The 18,392-nt window shown below is 65.0% G+C and carries 15 protein-coding genes; 6 read left to right on the top strand and 9 right to left on the bottom strand.

What is annotated here, in order from left to right; translation table 11 throughout:
- Positions 1 to 74: 74 nt before the first annotated feature.
- On the bottom strand, positions 75 to 1,589 hold the full coding sequence (locus GIW57_RS12680) for an acetyl-CoA hydrolase/transferase family protein (protein ID WP_100460007.1): 1,515 nt from the start codon (positions 1,587 to 1,589) through the stop codon (positions 75 to 77).
- Between the two features lie 376 nt (positions 1,590 to 1,965).
- Between GIW57_RS12680 and glnE the strand changes: the two genes are divergently transcribed.
- A complete protein-coding gene (gene glnE / locus GIW57_RS12675; protein WP_236511263.1) occupies positions 1,966 to 4,761 on the top strand; it encodes a bifunctional [glutamate--ammonia ligase]-adenylyl-L-tyrosine phosphorylase/[glutamate--ammonia-ligase] adenylyltransferase in 2,796 nt (931 codons plus the stop codon).
- A gap of 439 nt (positions 4,762 to 5,200) precedes the next feature.
- Here the strand turns inward: glnE and GIW57_RS12670 are convergent, their stop codons facing one another.
- The 5 genes from GIW57_RS12670 to GIW57_RS12650 all read right to left on the bottom strand — a co-directional run bounded on the left by GIW57_RS12670 (position 5,201) and on the right by GIW57_RS12650 (position 8,685).
- The gene (locus tag GIW57_RS12670) at positions 5,201 to 5,761 is read right to left on the bottom strand and encodes a queuosine precursor transporter (protein WP_025878224.1); all 561 of its coding nucleotides are present in this window, start codon (positions 5,759 to 5,761) and stop codon (positions 5,201 to 5,203) included.
- Positions 5,762 to 5,835: 74 nt separating this feature from the next.
- On the bottom strand, positions 5,836 to 6,351 hold the full coding sequence (locus GIW57_RS12665) for a hypothetical protein (RefSeq protein ID WP_236511261.1): 516 nt from the start codon (positions 6,349 to 6,351) through the stop codon (positions 5,836 to 5,838).
- Between the two features lie 168 nt (positions 6,352 to 6,519).
- A complete protein-coding gene (locus tag GIW57_RS12660; RefSeq protein WP_236511258.1) occupies positions 6,520 to 7,371 on the bottom strand; it encodes a DUF2145 domain-containing protein in 852 nt (283 codons plus the stop codon).
- A gap of 57 nt (positions 7,372 to 7,428) precedes the next feature.
- The gene (locus GIW57_RS12655; protein WP_100460003.1) at positions 7,429 to 7,647 is read right to left on the bottom strand and encodes a hypothetical protein; all 219 of its coding nucleotides are present in this window, start codon (positions 7,645 to 7,647) and stop codon (positions 7,429 to 7,431) included.
- Positions 7,648 to 7,725: 78 nt separating this feature from the next.
- Entirely contained in the window at positions 7,726 to 8,685 is a 960-nt protein-coding gene (locus GIW57_RS12650) for a mitochondrial fission ELM1 family protein (RefSeq protein WP_236511255.1), read from the bottom strand.
- 122 nt (positions 8,686 to 8,807) lie between these two features.
- Between GIW57_RS12650 and GIW57_RS12645 the strand changes: the two genes are divergently transcribed.
- Both GIW57_RS12645 and GIW57_RS12640 read left to right on the top strand, forming a co-directional pair.
- Positions 8,808 to 9,398, top strand: a complete 591-nt coding sequence (locus tag GIW57_RS12645) for a malonic semialdehyde reductase (protein WP_025878215.1) — start codon at positions 8,808 to 8,810, stop codon at positions 9,396 to 9,398.
- 85 nt (positions 9,399 to 9,483) lie between these two features.
- Positions 9,484 to 10,194 carry a YceI family protein gene (locus GIW57_RS12640; RefSeq protein ID WP_089238300.1) on the top strand — a complete coding sequence of 237 codons (711 nt, stop codon included), beginning with the start codon at positions 9,484 to 9,486 and terminating at the stop codon, positions 10,192 to 10,194.
- A gap of 149 nt (positions 10,195 to 10,343) precedes the next feature.
- Here the strand turns inward: GIW57_RS12640 and GIW57_RS12635 are convergent, their stop codons facing one another.
- A complete protein-coding gene (locus GIW57_RS12635) occupies positions 10,344 to 10,745 on the bottom strand; it encodes a hypothetical protein (RefSeq protein ID WP_236511252.1) in 402 nt (133 codons plus the stop codon).
- Positions 10,746 to 10,836: 91 nt separating this feature from the next.
- Between GIW57_RS12635 and GIW57_RS12630 the strand changes: the two genes are divergently transcribed.
- Positions 10,837 to 11,658 (top strand): hypothetical protein, encoded by an 822-nt coding sequence (locus GIW57_RS12630; RefSeq protein WP_236511249.1) that lies wholly within the window; start codon positions 10,837 to 10,839, stop codon positions 11,656 to 11,658.
- 92 nt (positions 11,659 to 11,750) lie between these two features.
- Here GIW57_RS12630 and GIW57_RS12625 read toward each other — a convergent pair whose 3' ends face one another.
- Entirely contained in the window at positions 11,751 to 12,548 is a 798-nt protein-coding gene (locus GIW57_RS12625) for a siderophore-interacting protein (RefSeq protein WP_236511247.1), read from the bottom strand.
- Positions 12,549 to 12,608: 60 nt separating this feature from the next.
- Positions 12,609 to 13,169: a PadR family transcriptional regulator gene (locus tag GIW57_RS12620; protein ID WP_236511245.1), complete on the bottom strand. Its 561-nt coding sequence runs from the start codon at positions 13,167 to 13,169 to the stop codon at positions 12,609 to 12,611.
- A 635-nt stretch (positions 13,170 to 13,804) separates the two neighbouring features.
- On the opposite strand from GIW57_RS12620, the gene aceE reads away from it, so the two are divergent.
- Positions 13,805 to 16,492 carry a pyruvate dehydrogenase (acetyl-transferring), homodimeric type gene (gene aceE, locus GIW57_RS12615; protein WP_236511242.1) on the top strand — a complete coding sequence of 896 codons (2,688 nt, stop codon included), beginning with the start codon at positions 13,805 to 13,807 and terminating at the stop codon, positions 16,490 to 16,492.
- A 181-nt stretch (positions 16,493 to 16,673) separates the two neighbouring features.
- Positions 16,674 to 18,344, top strand: a complete 1,671-nt coding sequence (locus GIW57_RS12610) for an AAA family ATPase (RefSeq protein ID WP_236511239.1) — start codon at positions 16,674 to 16,676, stop codon at positions 18,342 to 18,344.
- The last annotated feature ends 48 nt before the right edge of the window (positions 18,345 to 18,392 follow it).

Raw genomic sequence — 18,392 nt, 5'->3', positions numbered from 1 at the left:
GCTCGGCTCTACAGGGATGTTGCGGTGCTGCCATTTGTAGAGCCGAGCCATGCTCGGCTCCACAGAAGCGGGCGTCAGCCCTTCATCGTGCCCGTATCCAGCCAGCGCTGGTGCCACGACAGCGCCTCCGGCAGCAGGTGCGGGGTGTGCTTGCCGTAGCTCTCGCGGCTGGCGCGGTCGAAGTAGTCCTGCAGCTGCGCGCGGAAATCCGGGTGCGCGCAGTTGTCGATCAGCACCTGCGCGCGCTTGCGCGGGGTCAGGCCACGCAGATCGGCCAGGCCCTGTTCGGTCACGATCACCGACACGTCGTGCTCGGTGTGGTCGACGTGGCTGGCCATCGGCACGATCGCCGAAATGGTGCCGTTCTTCGCCGTGGACGGGCTCAGGAACGCGGACAGGAAACCATTGCGCGCGAAGTCGCCCGAACCGCCGATGCCGTTCATGATCCGCGTGCCCATCACGTGCGTCGAATTGACGTTGCCGTAGAGGTCCACTTCGATCATGCCATTCATGCCGATGCAGCCGAGGCGGCGCACCAGTTCCGGATGGTTGGAGATTTCCTGCGTGCGCATGATGATGCGCTCGCGGTAGAAATCGATGTTCTCCTTGAACGTCTCGTTGGCCTGCGGGCTCAGTGCGAAGCCGGTGCACGAGGCATAGCTCAGCACGCCGTCGCGCAGCAGGTCGAGCATGCCGTCCTGGATCACTTCGGTGAACGCGGCCAGGTCGCGGAAACCGCTCTTGGCCAGGCCGGCCAGCACCGCGTTGGGGATGTTGCCCACGCCCGACTGCAGCGGCAGCAGGTTGGCCGGCAGGCGGCCGCGCTTCACTTCGTGCTTGAGGAACTCGATCAGGTGCGAAGCGATCTGCTCGCTGGTCGCATCGATCGGGCTGAACGGGCTGTTGCGGTCCGGGCCGTTGGTGCGCACCACCGCCACGATCTTGTCCGGGTCGCAGCGCAGCGCGGTCTCGCCGATGCGGTCGTTGGCATTGACCAGCGGAATCGGCTTGCGGTGCGGCGGCAGCGCGGTGCCATAGTAGATGTCATGCATGCCGTCGACGCCGGCCGGCTGCCACTCGTTGACCTCGATGATCACTTTCTTGGCCAGGTCCAGCCAGGTCTTGTTGTTACCCAGCGAGGTGGACGGCACCAGCGAACCATCTTCGCGGATGGCCGAGACCTCGACCACGGCGGTGTCGATCTCGCCGTAGAAGCCGAACCAGACGTGCTGGGCAACGTGGCTGAGGTGGATGTCGATGTAATCCAGCTTGCCCTCGTTGATGCGGTTGCGCGCATCCGGGTCGCTCTGGAACGGCATGCGCATGGCGATGCCATCGGCCTTGGCCAGCGCGCCATCCAGTTCCGGCGCAGTGGAGGCACCGGTCATCAGGCTGATCTGGAAGGGCAGGCCCTGGGCGTGCACCGATTCGATGCGGCGGGCCAGTTCCACGGGAACGGCCTTGGGGTAACCGGAGCCGGTAAAGCCGCTCATGGCCACGGTTTCACCGGGCTGGATCAGCGCGGCTGCGGCCTCGGCGGAGACCACGCGGTCACGAAGACGCGCGTTGGCGATGCGATCAACAGTCATGACGACAGCGTTTCTGGGGGGAATCCCGATTATCGGCTATCCCCTGCCGTACGGGGCGTTCTACCTTCGTGGAATGGTGTTTCCGGCAACGCCTCTCCCATACCCGCCGGTTTTGTTTTGCAGTGCAGCGTGCAAAGTACTTTCGTACACCGCACGATGGCCCTGCATCCCGACGTGGGGGAGGGAGCAGAGCCCGCTGGCAGTTCGCTGCAAGCGGGCTTTTTTATTGCCTGCCGCCGAAGATGAATACGCGATCATGCATTCACGGTAGTGCCGGCCGCTGGCCGGCAACCCCAGCAACCTTCGGCAAGATCGCAGCAATAGGTCAGAGCCCTTCGCCGTTGGCAAAGGGATCCGACCCCGCGAGAATCAGGGTATGACCCTCGCCCCCGCCGAATTGCCCGCCACCCTGCAGCCCCTCGTCGACCGCGCGCTGACGCGCCTGACCCAGGCAGTGCCCGATCCCATCCCGGCCGAGCTGCAGCCGATGCTGGTGCAACTGGCGGTCAGCAGCGACTTCGCCATGGATACCCTGGTGCGCCAGCCCGGCCTGTTGACGCAACTGGCCGCGCCGGGCTGCCCGCCACTGCCTGCCCCGGTGCTCGACCCGCTGCAGCCCGGTGACTGGCCCGCGCAGCTGCGGCGTTGGCGCACGGCGATGTCGACCCGCTTGATCTGGCGCGACCTGGCCGGGCTGGACGACGTGCCACAGACCCTCGCCGGTGCCACCGCGCTGGCCGAGGACTGCCTGCGCTTGGCGCTGGACGCGCTGCAGCAGGAGTTCGCCCAGCGCCACGGGGTGATCCTCGATGACCACGGCCAAACGCAGCAGCTGGTGGTGTTCGGGCTGGGCAAGCTGGGTGGTGGCGAGCTCAACTTCAGTTCCGATGTCGATCTGGTCTATGCCTACGTGCAGGGCGGTGAATCCGACGGCCCGCGCGCGCTGGCGGCCGAGGAGTATTTCGCCCGGCTCGGCCAGCGCTTGGCCAAGTTGCTGGACGAAACCACCGTCGATGGCTTCAGCCATCGCGTCGACCTGCGCTTACGCCCGTTCGGTAGCGCCGGCCGCGTGGCGCTGTCATTCGCAGCAATGGATCAGTACTTCCAGCGCGAAGGCCGCGACTGGGAGCGCTATGCCTGGTTGAAGGCGCGCGCGGTGGCTGGCGATATCGCCGCTGGCGAGGCCTGGCTGCAGACCCTGCGCCCGTTCGTGTACCGCCGCTACCTGGACTTCACCGCGCTCGACGGCCTGCGCGAGATGAAGGCGGCAATCACCGCCGAAGTCGCGCGCCGCGAGATGCACGACGACATCAAGCGTGGCGCCGGCGGCATCCGCGAAATCGAATTTCTGTGCCAGGCACTGCAGCTCATTCGCGGCGGCCGCGAGCCGGCGCTGCGTGAGCGGCGGCTGCTGGTCGCGCTGGATGCGCTGGTCGCCGCCGGGCAGATCGCCAGCGATGATGGCGCAGCGTTGCGCGAGGCCTACCTGTTCCTGCGCCGGCTGGAAAATCGCCTGCAGATGCTGCGCGATGCACAGACCCATGTGCTGCCGTCCGATATGCTGGATCGCGAACGCATTGCCATCGGCCTCGGCTATGCCGATTGGGATGTGCTGCGCGCTGCATTGACCGTGCAGCAGCAGCGCGTCAGTACCGAGTTCGCCGCATTGCTGGCCCCGCGCAAGGGCCAGGCCGCGCCGGATGCGCTGGCCAACTACTGGCGTAGTCTGCCCGAGGGCAGCAACGCACCGCTGCTGGCCGAAGCCGGTTTCCTCGACGCCAATGGCGCCGACCAGTCATTGCGTGATTTCGCCCAGGGCACGGGCGTGAAGTCGCTTTCCGATGCGGCGCGTGCGCGGCTGGACCGCGTACTGCCGGCACTGCTGCACGCCGCCACCCGGTCACCGCAGCCCGATGCCGCACTCAAGCGCGTGCTCGGCCTGCTGCAGGCAGTGCTGCGTCGTACCAGCTATCTGGCACTGCTCGACGAACAGCCCAGCGCGCTTGCGCGCCTGGTCGACGTGCTCGCACGCAGTGCATTGCTGGCCGAACGCCTGGCCGCGTATCCGCTGCTGCTGGACGAACTGCTGGACGTGCGCGTGTCCGGGCCGATGCCCGACGCGGCCGGCATGCTGGCCGAATGCCAGCAGGTGCTGACGGTGGAAGATCCCGAATCGGCGCTGCGCTGGCTCAATGAAACGCGCCTGGCGCTGAGCTTCCGCATGGCCATGGCCACGCTGGACGGACGTCAGGGCGCGGTCGACAGCACCCGGCAACTGGCCGAACTGGCGCAGGCGGTGGTGGTCACCGTGCTGGCGATGGCCGAGGCCGATATGCACGCCGCGCACGGCGCTATCGCCGGCGGCCGCTTCGCGATCATCGGCTACGGCAGCCTGGGCGGCCTGGAGCTGGGTTTCGGCTCGGATCTGGACCTGGTGTTCCTGCACGATCACCCGGCGGGTGTGGAAGCGAGTGATGGCGCGCGCCCGCTGGAGCCGGGGCGTTGGTATGCGCGCCTGGCCCAGAAGGTGATGGCGCTGCTGGCTGCGGTCACCGCCGCCGGCCGCCTGTACGACATCGACGTGCGCCTGCGCCCGGATGGTGGCAAGGGCTCGCTGGTGTCTTCGCTGGCCAGCTACACCGAGTACCAGCGCGAGCGCGCATGGACCTGGGAACACCAGGCGCTGGTACGCGCACGCGGCGTGGCCGGCGATGCCAGCCTGTTGCAGGATTTCGAACAGGTACGTGCGCAGACGCTGGGCCGCGAACGTGATCGCGCGACGCTGTACGCCGATGTGCTGAAGATGCGCGGGCGCATGCGCACCGAACTGGACCGCAGCGATGCCGCACGGCTCGACCTGAAGCAGGGCGCAGGCGGCGTGGTCGACCTGGAATTCCTGCTGCAGACCGGCGTGCTGGCATGCAGTGCGCAGACACCTGCGTTGTTGCAGCCGCGGGCCACGCCAGCGTTGATCGACGCGTTGGCAGCGGCGGAGTTCCTGCCCGAAGCCACCGCCCAAGCGCTGCATGGCGCGCATGCGACGCTGCTGGAAGTAGGGCTGGCCTGCACGCTGGATCGCAGGCCACGGTTGGCGCCGACGACACCGGCCATCGAAGACGCGTGTGCGGCGATCAGCGCCGCGTGCATCGCCGCGGAGCTGCCGTTCGGCTGAGTGCAGGTGGTGTGGGTGCCAACCAAGGTTGGCAACTACCGGGCGAAGGTTTGCTGTTGGCACCCCCCGTGCGATGGCTTGCTGTTGGTAGGTGCCAACCTTGGTTGGCACGCTGTTGCCGGCGGCATGAACGCTGACGGATTGTGCCAACCAAGGTTGGCAACTACCGGGCGAAGGTTTTGCTGTTGGCATCCACCGCGCGATGGCTTGCTGTTGGTAGGTGCCAACCTTGGTTGGCACGCTGTTGCCGGCGGCATGAACGCTGACGGATTTTGCCAACCAAGGTTGGCAACTACCGGGCGAAGGTTTTGCTGTTGGCATCCACCGTGCGATGGCCTGCTGTTGGTAGGTGCCAACCTTGGTTGGCACGCTGTTGCCGGCGGCATGAACGCTGACGGATCGTGCCAACCAAGGTTGGCACCTACCAGGGCAACGGCGGTCAGCCCGCTGTACGCAGCGGCGCCATCTTCCACAGCAGCGCGCGGAACGGGGCCAGCAGGCATACGCCGATCGCCAGCTTCACCGCCAGGTCGCCCGCCGCCCAGCTCACCCACGGCAGGGTGGAACCGGCGAAGGCGATCGACCAGAAAATGGTGGTATCCACCGTCGCGCTGCAGGTGGTGGCCACCATCGGTGCGCGCCACCAGCTGCCACGGCGAAGGCGGTCGAACACGGTGATGTCCAGCAGCTGGGCCACGATGAAGGCCGAGCACGAAGCGATCGCAATGCGCGGCGTCGCCACCCACACCGACAGCAGCACCGCCACCGCGAAACCAATCCACGCCACGCGGCGGGCCGGACCGGGGCCGAAGCGGCGGTTGATCAGGTTGCTGACCAGAAACGCGACCGGATAGCTGAAAGCACCCCAGGTCAGCCAGTCATTGATCGGGTACTGCACCAGCACGTTGGACAACAGCACCACCGCGCCCATGGCCAGCACCGCCAGCACCAGGGCGCGGGCGGTCAACGGGGCAAAAACAGGCGCAGGACGCACGGACATGGCGAGCCAGGGGAAAAATGGGATCGCCCATTATCCGCCCGGCCCGCCGCAAAGCCAAAAACGGCCGTTCAGCTTTACAACTGCTCACTCAGCGCGTCGCCGGCCGCATAGGCCGTGGGCACATAGGCCAGGGCCTTGCCGTCGCTGTTCTTCACCGTCCAGCCGGCACCGGCATCGGTCGGGTCGAAGCGCACCTGCTGGCCGACCACGAAGCCGGCTACCGGGTCGTCGCCCTCAATCGCCGGCCACTGCAGGGTCGCGGTCTGGTCGGCCTTGTCCGGCACCTGCAGCTGCACCTGGCGCTCGCCAGCGGCGGTGGTCGCCACCTGCTTCACTTCCATCGGTGGCAGCGGCACTGCCGGGGTGCGCTCGGCAACCTTGCCATTGCGCTCGCTGGCCTTGAACGGCGCCTTGGACAGCGCGGCCAGGCCCATCGAGGTGGCCAGCGGAACCGACACCACGATCAGCGAGGTGACCAGCACGCTGGCCTGGCCACTGTTGAGGTGCGGGGCGGCACCGGCGTGCACGGTTGGCACCGTCAGGGCCGACAACAGCAGGGCGGCGGCGGGGGCGCGCAGGGAACGAAACATGATGACCTCCTGGTCGGGAAAAGAAGCAGCGGCTCAGCGCTGCGTATCGAAAACATCGCGTGGGCCGGTGGCCTCGGGCAGGTATCCCAGCGGCCGGCCCTGGCTGCCGCATACAAGCACGGCCAATGCGGAAAACTGCAGGTTGCGCTTCATCTTCTCCTTGCCAGGTCAGGGCGCCGCGGCGGCGGTGCCGTCGACCGTCGCATGCGCAATGGTCAGTTCCTGCTGCAGCTGGCTGCGCTGGTGCAGGAAGTCGAACACCGATTCCACCGTCACCACCGAGTAGTTGCCGGAAATGCGTTCGCTGGCCGGATGGTCGGTGGTGGTGGCGTTGGCCACGAACAGGCGTGCACCCACGCGCTTGCCCAGGCCGATATGCAGCACGCTGGGCTGGAACTTCTGCGCGCGCAGCCATTGCTGCGCCTGTTCGCGCTTGACGATGACCGGGCCACCTTCAGCCTGCGCCATCGCCGCGGCCAGCACTTCCAGGATCCACTGGTTGGAATTCTGGAAGTCGGTGGCGAATGGATAGGCCACGACGTTGTACTTCGATTCGTGCAGCGCCTTGGGCTGGATCGCCGGTGCTGCCAGCATCCGCTTCAGTGCCAGCTGCAACGCCGGTGGCGGCACGCCGATGCGCAGATCGGTATGGGTGCCGCTCTCTCCAACGAAATTGCCCAGGCCCTCGCGGTACAGCTGCGAACTGTCGGTCTTGCAGCGGTTGAGCAGGTGCAGCGCACGCCAGCGGCCGTCGTCCTCGCGCAGCAGGAAGGCCAGGTGGCTGTGGCGCAGGCCGTAACGGCTCAGGTCCTGGCCGCCACGCGCGGCGATCACCACGTCCACGTCGGGCAGCGCATCCAGGCGTTCGGCCGTGGTCCACGCCACATCGAACATCGCCGCCTGCGCGGCCACGCTGGGGTAGCGCTCCAGGCAGGTGCCGCTGTCGGCCCACGCCGGCGTGGTTGCCAGCAGGCTCATCAACAGCAGCAGGCCGCAGCGCAGGCGATGCAGACGTTCCATGTATACCGCTCCAGAGGCGGGCAGGCCCGCGCGCCGATCATACCCGCATCGCTGGAATCAGCGCTCCACGCCCTTGCGCCGCAATTCCTTGTCGCAGGTATCGCTGATCGGCGCGATCGGCAACGGCGGGCGCTCGTTGCGCGGATTACGCAGCGCCGGCTGCTCGCGGTAGGCATCCAGCTGCTGTTGGCAGGCGTGCGACAGCGGATCAAGTTCGGTGGGGGTGGTAGAGCAGGCCGCCAGCAGGGCCAGCGGCAGCAGAAGCAGGGTACGCATGGGGACGTCCAGTCCGAGGGGGAGGCTGGACTCTAACTGCGCCGACGGATCGAAATGTTCAAAAAGCGCTGGACGGCATCACCCCAGCGCCAGCCGCGCTTTGACCTCGGCGGCAATACGCGCGGTCTCGCGCAGTGGTTCGATGCGGTCGTACTGCCAATCCAACCAGCGTGTCTGCAAGCGCCCGCGCTCGCGCAGCTGCTGCTGGAAGCGCGCCAGCCGCCCCTGCGCTGTGTCGGCCAGGGCCACCATCACCGGCATGCGCGTGGCGCTTGCCTCGGACAGCAGGTTCACCGAATCGGGCGACACCACCACCCGGTTGGCCCAGCCGAGCAGGCCGGCATATGGGTTCACACCATCACCGCCATCACCCCAGATCACATGCGGCAGGTCGGCGAACTTCGCGCGCAGGATCTCGGCCAGCGCCGGCGGCGTGCGTCGCGAAGTGGTCGCCAGCAGGCTGCCACCCTCGCTGCGGATCTGTTCGGCCAGCGCCTGGAACACGTGCACCATCGCGGTTTCGTCCCACGGTGCCAGCGGCGTCGGGCCGCCCACCAGCAGCGCCGTGCGCGGGCCGGGCAGGGTACTGAAGCTGGCGAACGCGGCGCGGCCCCAGGCCAGCCAGTCATCGTCCACCGGGTTCAGGCTGCCGATCAGGGTCAGCACGTTGCTGCCGCGCAGGGCGTCATGCTCGGGCACCACCACCACGTCCCAGTGGCGGGAGCCGATGCGTGGGTCGAGGATCTGCACCACCTGGCTGCCGCGCGCGCGCAGCACGCGCAGCGCTCCGGCGGCCTGGCGGCCACAGCCGATCGCCAGCGCAGGCGCCTCGGCAGCGAGGGACGCGAACGCCTCGCCGTAGCCGTTCACATCACCGGGCAAGCGCCGCGGCGACAGCCATCGCCACGGGGCGCGCGGTTGCAGTACCAGGGGGCGGTGGCTGCCCAGGCGCAGCGCCGTCGCCAGCGCCACGGCCTGGCGGACATTACCGGCACGGCCATCGGTGACCGTCCATGGCGTGCTCGATCGTTTCACCATTGGCATTAATTCGTTTCAATCCTGCTGGGTGTTGCAACAGTCGCGACACTCTACACTGCGGATCGACGTTCCGCCCCGCGCCGCCCGCGGGCACTGACCTTAGCCGCCCTGGAGATCCACCGATGTCCCACGCGCTCGACGCTGCTGCACTGGACCAGTTGTTCCGCACCGCCCGTACCCAGAACGCTTTCCTCGACAAGCCGGTCGAAGACGCGCAGCTGCACGCTCTGTACGACCTGCTGAAGTGGGGCCCGACCGCCGCCAACGGCAGCCCGGCCCGCTTTGTGTTCGTGAAGTCGGCCGAAGCCAAGGCCAAGCTGGCACCGGCGCTGTCCGAAGGCAACCACAACAAGACCCTGGCCGCCCCGGTCACCGTCATCGTGGCCTTCGACCAGGACTTCCACGAGAAGCTGCCGTACCTGTTCCCGCACACCGATGCCAAGGCCTGGTTCGACGGCCCGCGCGAAGGCCGCCACGAAGGCGCGTTCCGCAACGGCAGCCTGCAGGGCGCCTACCTGATCCTGGCCGCACGCGCGCTGGGCCTGGATGCCGGCCCGATGTCCGGCTTCGACAATGCCAAGGTCGATGAAGCGTTCTTCGCCGGCACCAGCATCAAGTCGAATTTCCTGGTCAACCTGGGGTACGGTGACGATTCGGGCCTGTTCCCCCGTCTGCCGCGTCTGTCCTTCGACGAAGCGGCGCGCATCGCGTAAGTCGCTGTATCGGTTTCGGGCCCGCCCGCCGTGGCGGGCCATTGCTGCACTGTGTTCCCACCCTACGATCCGGAGAGTTCCTGAGATGAGCGCCACCCGCAAACTGCTGCTGCCGCTGGCCCTGACCCTGGCCATCGCCGCCTGCTCCAAGCCGGCCGACACCGCCGCCCCGGCCGCCGATGCTGCTGCCCCGGCCACCACCGAGCAGGCTGCCACCACCCCGGCCGCCGATGCCGCTGCTGCTGCCCCGGCGGCTGCCGCCATCACCATCGCCTCGGGCACCTACAAGCTCGACCCGACCCACACCGACGTGCTGGCGCAGTGGAGCCACTTCGGCTTCTCCAACCCGAGCGCGCACTTCGGCAACGCCGAAGGCACCCTGGTGTACGACGCCACCGACGTCACCAAGTCCACCGTGGAAGTGAAGCTGCCGCTGAGCGGCCTGAACAGCTTCACCGCCAAGTTCGACGAGCACCTGAAGAGCGCCGACTTCTTCGACGCTGCCAAGTTCCCGGCCGCCAGCTTCAAGAGCACCAAGGTCGAATCGGCCGGCACCAACAAGCTGACCGTCACCGGCGACCTGACCATCAAGGACATCACCAAGCCGGTGACCCTGGATGTGACCGTCAACGGCGGCGGCGAGCACCCGATGGCCAAGGTTCCGGCCGCCGGCTTCGATGCCACCACCACCATCAAGCGCAGCGATTTCGGCGTCGGCGCCTACGCCCCGAACGTCAGCGATGAAGTGAAGATCCGCATCACCACCGAAGCCACCGGCGAGAAGCCGGCTGCTTGATGCAACATCCCGCTCACTCGTCGTGAGAAGGCAGAAGGCCCGCTGAAAAGCGGGCCTTCTTTTTTTGGGACTTTGGTGGGGGCCGACCTTGGTCGGCACACAATCAATCCGCAGGCCAACCAAGGTTGGCCACTACCGGGTATGCGCGCTCAGCGCAGCGTACCCAGCCACGCGGCCGACGCTTCGCTCGGGCTCTGCTTGGCCTTCACCACCAACCCGCTCGCGCGCACGAACGTCTGCGCGGCCTGCGCCACCACCTGGCGGGCGATCAGCGCCGCCTGCCTGGTAGACGCCTGCTGCTTGCGCAGCTGCACGATATGCACCGACGGACGACCGACCGGCGCGTACTTCTGGTCGCGGCGCAGGATGTCGGCCACCTGTGCCACTTCGTGTTCGGCCTGCAGGTAGCGGTGCTGTGCCTCGACCAGCTCACGCAACGGTGCGCGCACCGCAGCCGGGTCGGCGAAGGCGGACAGCACTGCGTCGCAGGCGCTGTCGTCGGCCAGGCGGGTACGCAGCGTGTCCACGCCGCTCAGGGTCAATTTGCCCACGTGGGGCCTCGTTGGTGCAGGAAAGGAGCGCGATTGTCGCATGGGGTCGCGGTTACCATGGCGGCCGCACTGAACCACGGAAGACAACACCATGCAGGAAGCGCAGTACTGGCTCGGCGAATTCTGGACCGGCCTGAGCGTGCTCGATCTGATCGGCGGCAGCGTGCTGGGCACCCTGTTGGGGCTGGCGCTGGGCATCCTCGGCTGGCGCTGGCTGCATCGACGCGGTTGGCTGCGGCGACAGCGAGGTTGGCACCACGGGCTGCTGGCCTCGTATGTGGTGCTGCTGCCGTTGCTGGTCGCGTTCTTCGGCCTGCAGCTGGGCTTTACCGCCGGCGCGCACCGCGCGCTGTTCAAGCAGCTCGACCACTTCCAGCCGCACCTGCAGACAATGGTGGAAGGCTGGAGCAGTGGCTTCACCGCCTCGCTGGAAGACGAGCGCATGCGTGCCGCACTGCAGAGCCAGGGCACGGTGGGGGATGTCGCGGATTCGCTGGCTGCGATCTACCTGAGCGAGCATCCATTGCCCGGCGTGGAACGGCTCGGTGACGGGCCGATGGCGCGTGGTGTGGGCTGGGTGATCGGCAAAGTGCGCGCCGGGCTGCTGCGCGCGATGGTGGAAGACACGCTGATCGACAAGGCCGGCACGGTCGGCCTGGAGCCGAAGATGGTGCGCGAGGCGCTGACCATGCGCATCGACGAACTGCTGCATACGCGCGGGGCGCTGCGGCTGGTGAAGGCGCAGATCAACGGCATGATGCCGGGCGTGTACCTGGGGTTGCTGCTGCCGCTGGCGATCATCGCGCTGCTGCTGGCGCTGGAAATCTGGGCCGCGCACCGGTTCGGGTGGGTGCGGCAGGTGGCGCCCCGCGCTCCTGTAGAGCCGAGCCCATGCTCGGCTCATCGCGCGTAACGCGAGGGCGGATAGAACAGCAGCCGAGCATGGGCTCGGCTGTACATAGTCAAAGGCGTGCGGGCCAACGGTCCGCACCTACCGTTTTGCGGTCAATCGCCGTCCTGTTCGTCCGGGTGCGCCTTCCAGTAGCCGGTCGAGCGGATCCAGTCGCGCGGCACGCCCAGGTGGCCTTCGATGAACTTGCGCATCATCCGTGCGCGGCGCGATTCGGTGGCGATCCAGTAGAACGCATCGCCGTCCGGGGCCTCGAAGTCGGTCAGCATGTCTTCCAGCAGCGTGCTGCTCGCCGCCGGGAAACCATTGCGCTCCAGCCAGTGGATGCGCACGTTCTCGTACTGCGGCAGATCCTGGCGCTCGTCCTCGTCGGCCACTTCGATGTACGCCTGTACCTCCGCGCCTTCGGGCAGCACGTCCAGCCAGCGGGCGATGGCCGGCAGCGCGGTCTCATCGCCAATCAGCACATAGGCGTCATAGCTGTCGGCCACCACGAACGAACCGCGCGGGCCGCCGATCACCAGCGTGTCGCCGGCCTGTGCGCGCTCGGCCCACGGCCCGGCAATGCCCTGGTCGTGCAGCACGAAGTCGATGGCCAGTTCGCCGGTTTCGTTGTCCCACCAGCGCGGGGTGTAGTCGCGCGCCGGCGAAGGCTGCTTGCCATCGGGGTAGCTGCGGCCCTCGGCGGTCAGCACCGGCAGCACCATTTCGCCGCTGGCGTTGGGGAAGAACAGCTTGATGTGGTCGTCGGCGCCGGGCGAATCGAAGCCGGCCAGGTCGTCGCCGCCCAGCACGATGCGGCGCATGTGCGGGGTGACGGTCTCGGTGCGCAGCACCGTCAGTTCACGGAAGCGCACATCCAGGCGCAGGCGCGAGTTGTGATGTTCGGTCATGGGGGTACCTGTCAGAAGGTCGCGCGGGGGCGCGCGGCATGGGGGAAGACCTGGCTGGATTCAGTCTGGCTGGGTCGTAGAAAAGGGAGAAGACACGTTGCCGGCTTGGCCATTGATCAGCGCCGACGCGCGCGACAGCAGCGCCGCCACCTGCTCGGCTTCGCCGTCGGCCCAGCGCCCGTGGTGGTGCACCAGCGCCAGCTTGAACTCGCGCAGCGCACTGGCCAGTGGGGCCGGCAGCGAGGCCTTGGTGATCTCGCGGGCGCGGTCGAAGGCGCGTCGCTGCGCCAATCGCACCTGGGTGCGCTGCACCTTCAGCTCGAACTCGCCGGCAGTGGTGATGCGGAACACACGGCGGCCGTCCACCTCTTCCGATTCCACCCAGCCGGCCTGCTCGAAGCTGGCCAGCAGCGGGTACATGGTGCCCGCGCTGGGCGTGTAGGCCTGCATGAACATGGTGCTGATGTGCTGCATCAACTCGTAGCCATGGCGCGGTTGCTCGCCGATCAGCGCCAGTACCAGCAGGCGCAGGTCGCCACGGCTGAGCACGCGCGGCTGGCCGTTGCGGCGGGGTACCGCGGCATCGTCGGTGCGGCTCTTGGGGGAGGGGGATCGGCCCATTTCGATATATCGGTAACGTGTGCCGAAAACGATATATCGATACGCCGGACCCGACAAGTACGGTTTCGGCCACAACGCTTGCCAGATCGGGCCATGCAGCCAGGTACCGCAAGGGATCAGGGCAGGGTTGCGTGCGGCGCACGCAACCGTTGCGCGGCCTGACATCCGTATCGGGCCGCGCAACGGCGCTGCGGGTTTTCGCCCCGGGCGGGGCGCAGCAGACGAGCGGCGAACCGCGGGAAGGGGCCTGCTCGCCGCCAACCCTGCGCAGTGGCGCCGTCCGCGTCGAGAGGCGCGCGCGACACGTTGTCGCGGGTTCAGCGGCAGCCCGTCAGACAACGCCGACACAGCGCCGGCCTTGCCCCACAACGGTCATCCGCAGCAGTAACACTGCGTCCTGCGCATGGACGCAGCAGGCCAATGGCGACAGCTGGCGCAGCGCTTGCAGGCAGCCACAGCGGCCTGCAGCAGCGCTTTGTCCCGCCGGTGGACGTCCCGGGACATGCCATGCAGACAGGGGTGGCCTGCCTCCATACGCCAGCGTAGCCAAGTGACGAAAGCCCTTGGTGCGCTACACTTTGCGGTCTAGAAATCTATCAACAGTCGCGCGCGTGCGTGCGGTAATGGGAGCGCTAATGAACTGGTTGAACGAGGTGCTGAACAACGACCCGAATCCTGTGGAAACCCAGGAGTGGATCGAGTCGTTGAAGGCCGTTATTGATGTCGAGGGCCCCGAGCGCGCGCATCAGCTGCTGGAAGGCATGGTGGAACTGACCCGTCGTTCGGGTGCCTATCTGCCGTTCTCTCCCACTACCGAATACGTCAACACCATCGAGCCGCAGCTGGAGGCCAAGAGCCCGGGCAACGCCGAACTGGAATGGCGCATCCGTTCGATCATCCGCTGGAACGCGATGGCCACCGTGGTGCGCGCCAACCGCAAGCCGGGTGACCTGGGCGGCCACATCGCCTCGTTCGCCTCCGGCGCAACGCTGTACGACGTGGGCTTCAACCACTTCTGGCGCGCCCCGAGTGAAAGCCACCCGGGCGACCTGCTGTTCATCCAGGGCCACAGCGCCCCGGGCATCTACGCGCGTTCCTTCCTGGAAGGCCGCATCAGCGAAGAGCAGCTGGACAAGTTCCGCATGGAAGTGGACGGCGGCGGCCTGTCGTCGTACCCGCACCCGTGGCTGATGCCGGAATACTGGCAGACCCCGACCGTGTCGATGGGCCTGGGCCCGCTGGCCGCCATCTACCAGGCGCAGTTCATGCGCTACCTGGAAAACCGTGGCCTGATCGAGAAGTCCGACCGCAAGGTGTGGTGCTTCATCGGCGACGGCGAGAGCGACGAGCCGGAAACCCTGGGTGCCATCGCGCTGGCCGGCCGTGAAGGCCTGGACAACCTGATCTTCGTGGTGAACTGCAACCTGCAGCGCCTGGACGGCCCGGTACGCGGCAACGGCAAGATCATCCAGGAACTGGAAGGCGTGTTCCGTGGCGGCGGCTGGAATGTCATCAAGCTGCTGTGGGGCGGTTACTGGGATGCCCTGCTGGCCAAGGACACCAATGGCGTCCTGAAGAAGCTGATGATGGAAACCGTCGACGGCGAGTACCAGAACTGCAAGGCCTTCGGCGGTGCGTATACGCGCGAGCATTTCTTCGGCAAGTACCCGGAAACTGCTGCGATGGTGGCCGGTCTGTCCGACGACGACATCTGGCGCCTGAACCGTGGTGGCCACGACCCGCACAAGGTGTACGCCGCCTACCACCAGGCCGTGAACACCAAGGGCATGCCGACCGTCATCCTGGCCAAGACCGTGAAGGGTTACGGCATGGGCAGCGCCGGTGAGGCACTGAACCCGACCCACCAGACCAAGAAGCTGGACGACGAAGCGGTGCGCCACTTCCGCGACCGCTTCAACATTCCGGTGACCGACGCACAGCTGGCCGACGGCCAGGTGCCGTTCTACCACCCGGGCCCGGATTCGCCGGAAGTGCAGTACCTGCAGGAACGCCGTGCGTCGCTGGGTGGTTACCTGCCGCAGCGCCGCCGCAAGGCCGAAAAGAGCTTCAACGCACCGAAGCTGGAAAGCTACGAGCGCCTGCTGAAGAGCAGTGGTGAGCGCAGCTACTCCACCACCATGGCCTTCGTGCAGAGCCTGAACATCACCCTGCGCGACAAGGAACTGGGCCCGCACATCGTGCCGATCGTGGCCGACGAAGCCCGTACCTTCGGCATGGAAGGCCTGTTCCGCCAGATCGGCATCTACGCGCCGTTCGGCCAGAAGTACAAGCCGGTCGACGCCGACCAGCTGATGTTCTACCGCGAAGACCAGAGCGGCCAGGTGCTGCAGCAGGGCATCAGCGAGCCGGGCGCGATCAGCTCGTGGATGGCCGCCGGTACCAGCTACTCGGTCAGCAACGTGCCGATGCTGCCGTTCTACATCTACTACTCGATGTTCGGCTTCCAGCGCGTGGGCGACATCGCTTGGCAGGCTGCCGACATGCGTACCCGCGGCTTCCTGCTGGGTGGTACCGCCGGCCGCACCACGCTGAACGGTGAAGGCCTGCAGCACGAAGATGGCTTCAGCCATCTGGTGGCCGGTGGCATTCCGAACGTGCGCAGCTATGACCCGACCTTCGGCTTCGAAGTGACGGTGATCCTGCAGCACGGCACCAAGGCGATGATGGAAGATCAGATTGACGAGTACTACTACGTCACCCTGATGAACGAGAACTACACTCACCCGGAAATGCCGGAAGGCGCGGCCGAAGGCATCGTCAAGGGCATGTACCTGCTGACCGACGCCGGCAAGCCGAAGAAGGGCGAACTGCGCGTGCAGCTGCTGGGTTCGGGCACCATCCTGCGCGAAGCCATTGCCGCGGCCGAGCTGCTGGACAAGGACTTCGGCGTGACCGCCGACATCTGGAGCTGCCCGAGCTTCAACGAACTGCGTCGCGATGGTTTCGACGTGGAACGTGCCAACCGCCTGCATCCGGAAGGTGAGCAGCGCAAGGCCTACGTGACCGAGCTGCTGGAAGGCCGCCAGGGCCCGGCGATTGCTGCCACCGACTACGTGCGTGCGTATGCGGACCAGATCCGTGCGTTCGTGCCGATGTCTTACACGGTGCTGGGTACCGATGGGTTTGGTCGCTCGGATACCCGTGCGAACCTGCGTCGGTTCTTTGAGGTCGACCGGTACTACATCGCGCATGCCGCGATTGCGGCGCTGGCGAAGGACGGGAAGATGACCGCGAAGGATGTGGCCCGGGCGATCAAGCAGTACAAGATTGATCCGGATAAGGCTAACCCTGTTGGGGTTTGATGTAGTCAATTAATTGACTCTAAAAAGGGCGACCATTGGTCGCCCTTTTTTTGATACTTCATGCGCCTTTTCTGAGTCTATCTCCAAAAAGCGTATGAAGTACTACGGTATTCTATTGATTTATCTCTCTCGATATCGAGATTGAATTATCTTAGCCTCTTGGGCATTCAGGGAGGAACAAATGAAGCTGTACTTTGCTCAGGATAGTACGAGTGCACCGTATGATGAAAATCGGTACTCAAAGATTCGACCGGTTGACACTGGTTGGAATGATTTCGGATTCTCGTTCCAAGCTGTGGCCGATGTCGTAGTCCCAGGGAAGCCAGGCATTCAGCTTAGGATGTTTGTTGTGCCCTGGAACAGAGGGTTGTTAAGCAACAAGGTTAGCGGCTGGCTAGTGAAGAGCCTTAAGGTCACCCCGGGAACGGCGCACCTGGCAATCGGGGAAGGGCATAGGTTCTTCTCCATTTTGCGAGCTGATGGCTATGAAAGAATTGTGGAGTGGGCTGGCGAAGATCGGAAGCTCTTGGAAGACGTACTCTCGCTTTTTCACGATATAGTCTTCTTCCGCTGGAAAGGGAGAAGTTCGGATTCGATCAAGGAGTTTCTGGCTTCCGATGCAGCTATTCTAGGTGTATTTAGGGATGAAACAGCGTATCTAAATTATCACCGGGCTTGGCGCATCCTGGCAGGCGCGCGAGTAGATGCGACCGATGCTCGAGGCAACTTCGAGTTCGAGTGCAATCTGCCTGGATATTCAGGTGTACACAAGGCCGCGTTCAAGTTTGCCGTTCCTCAGCCTCTGAGTGACCGCTGCCATGCGATAATTGGCGAGAATGGAGTCGGAAAAACTAGATTCTTGAAGGAGCTCGTGGTGAGCCTCGGGGCGCTCAGTGGAGTATCACGAGAGATTCTTTGCGGCGAAGCTAAGGCAATGGGAAAGCTTCGTTATGAATCTCACGATGCAGCGATTGGTCGCGTGGTTGTCTTGTCATGGGGTGTGGGTGCTAATTATCCGGAGGAAACTCCGATAACAAATGGATTTGAGTATACCCACTACTCTATCGCGGACTTGGGGAGTTTAGGTGGGAGTAGACGGAGAGATAATGAGCTATCGATGTTGGCTCAAATTATTCGTGATCCAAGGACTGAACGTGGTTCCAGTAGGCTGCAACTTTTTGAAAAAGCCGTAAGCTCTTGTTTGAGTCTGAAAGAAATTGCGGTTTGCTTGCTCTCGGGCAAAGAAAGAAGATGGGTTTCTATCGCCTCCTTGATCGCAGGGAGCGAGCAAGATCGGCTAGACAAGATTGGTCGTATCGATCCTAGCGGCAGTCTCAAGTACTGGCACGGGAACGGAGTCGCGCCGTTCAGTAGCGGCCAGTCCGCGATGCTCTCTTTTGCCGTTCGCGCTGTGTGCTCCATTACGCCTGGCACTCTCCTAATTCTGGACGAGCCAGAAATACATCTGCATCCAAGTATGGTTGCGGCGTTGATGAAAGCACTGCATGAATTGCTTGAAGAAGCGGAGTCGATAGCACTTATTGCTACGCACTCTCCGTTTGTCGCCAGAGAGCTTCCAACTAGCTGTGTTCACGTCCTTAGATGTGATAGTCAAAGAGTCCCAGCATTCTCAACACCCTACCTTCGAACGTTAGGTGCTAGTGTGGACAACTTATCAATTGATGTATTCAATGATGCCGGAGTACACAAGTTTTATCATGAAACGGCCTCGAAGATATCGATGATAAGCTCGTCTATGGAGGAAGTTATTGAGAGGTTCGGACAGCAGATTAGCGTGGAAATGCTATCTCTTGTTCGGTCCTATATGGAGAAGAAAAATGCAATTTCTTAGATTCAAGGCTCCTCTGTCCCGCGTTAGTATGAATATATTTGCGAGTCA

This window comes from Stenotrophomonas sp. PA-6-5C, from assembly GCF_021605635.1.
Lineage (GTDB): Bacteria > Pseudomonadota > Gammaproteobacteria > Xanthomonadales > Xanthomonadaceae > Stenotrophomonas > Stenotrophomonas lactitubi.
The sequence above is the reverse complement of the archived record's forward strand: the minus strand, read 5'-3'. Positions and strand labels throughout refer to the sequence as shown.

Coding starts and splice junctions, on each gene's coding strand:
- GIW57_RS12670 (WP_025878224.1), bottom strand. CDS start 5,761: ATGTCCGTGCGTCCTGCGCCTGTTTTTGCCCCGTTGACCGCCCGCGCC.
- GIW57_RS12625 (WP_236511247.1), bottom strand. CDS start 12,548: ATGACCGAACATCACAACTCGCGCCTGCGCCTGGATGTGCGCTTCCGT.
- GIW57_RS12640 (WP_089238300.1), top strand. CDS start 9,484: ATGAGCGCCACCCGCAAACTGCTGCTGCCGCTGGCCCTGACCCTGGCC.
- GIW57_RS12610 (WP_236511239.1), top strand. CDS start 16,674: ATGAAGCTGTACTTTGCTCAGGATAGTACGAGTGCACCGTATGATGAA.
- GIW57_RS12660 (WP_236511258.1), bottom strand. CDS start 7,371: ATGGAACGTCTGCATCGCCTGCGCTGCGGCCTGCTGCTGTTGATGAGC.
- aceE (WP_236511242.1), top strand. CDS start 13,805: ATGAACTGGTTGAACGAGGTGCTGAACAACGACCCGAATCCTGTGGAA.
- GIW57_RS12665 (WP_236511261.1), bottom strand. CDS start 6,351: ATGTTTCGTTCCCTGCGCGCCCCCGCCGCCGCCCTGCTGTTGTCGGCC.
- GIW57_RS12650 (WP_236511255.1), bottom strand. CDS start 8,685: ATGGTGAAACGATCGAGCACGCCATGGACGGTCACCGATGGCCGTGCC.
- GIW57_RS12680 (WP_100460007.1), bottom strand. CDS start 1,589: ATGACTGTTGATCGCATCGCCAACGCGCGTCTTCGTGACCGCGTGGTC.
- GIW57_RS12655 (WP_100460003.1), bottom strand. CDS start 7,647: ATGCGTACCCTGCTTCTGCTGCCGCTGGCCCTGCTGGCGGCCTGCTCT.
- GIW57_RS12630 (WP_236511249.1), top strand. CDS start 10,837: ATGCAGGAAGCGCAGTACTGGCTCGGCGAATTCTGGACCGGCCTGAGC.
- GIW57_RS12645 (WP_025878215.1), top strand. CDS start 8,808: ATGTCCCACGCGCTCGACGCTGCTGCACTGGACCAGTTGTTCCGCACC.
- glnE (WP_236511263.1), top strand. CDS start 1,966: ATGACCCTCGCCCCCGCCGAATTGCCCGCCACCCTGCAGCCCCTCGTC.
- GIW57_RS12620 (WP_236511245.1), bottom strand. CDS start 13,169: ATGGGCCGATCCCCCTCCCCCAAGAGCCGCACCGACGATGCCGCGGTA.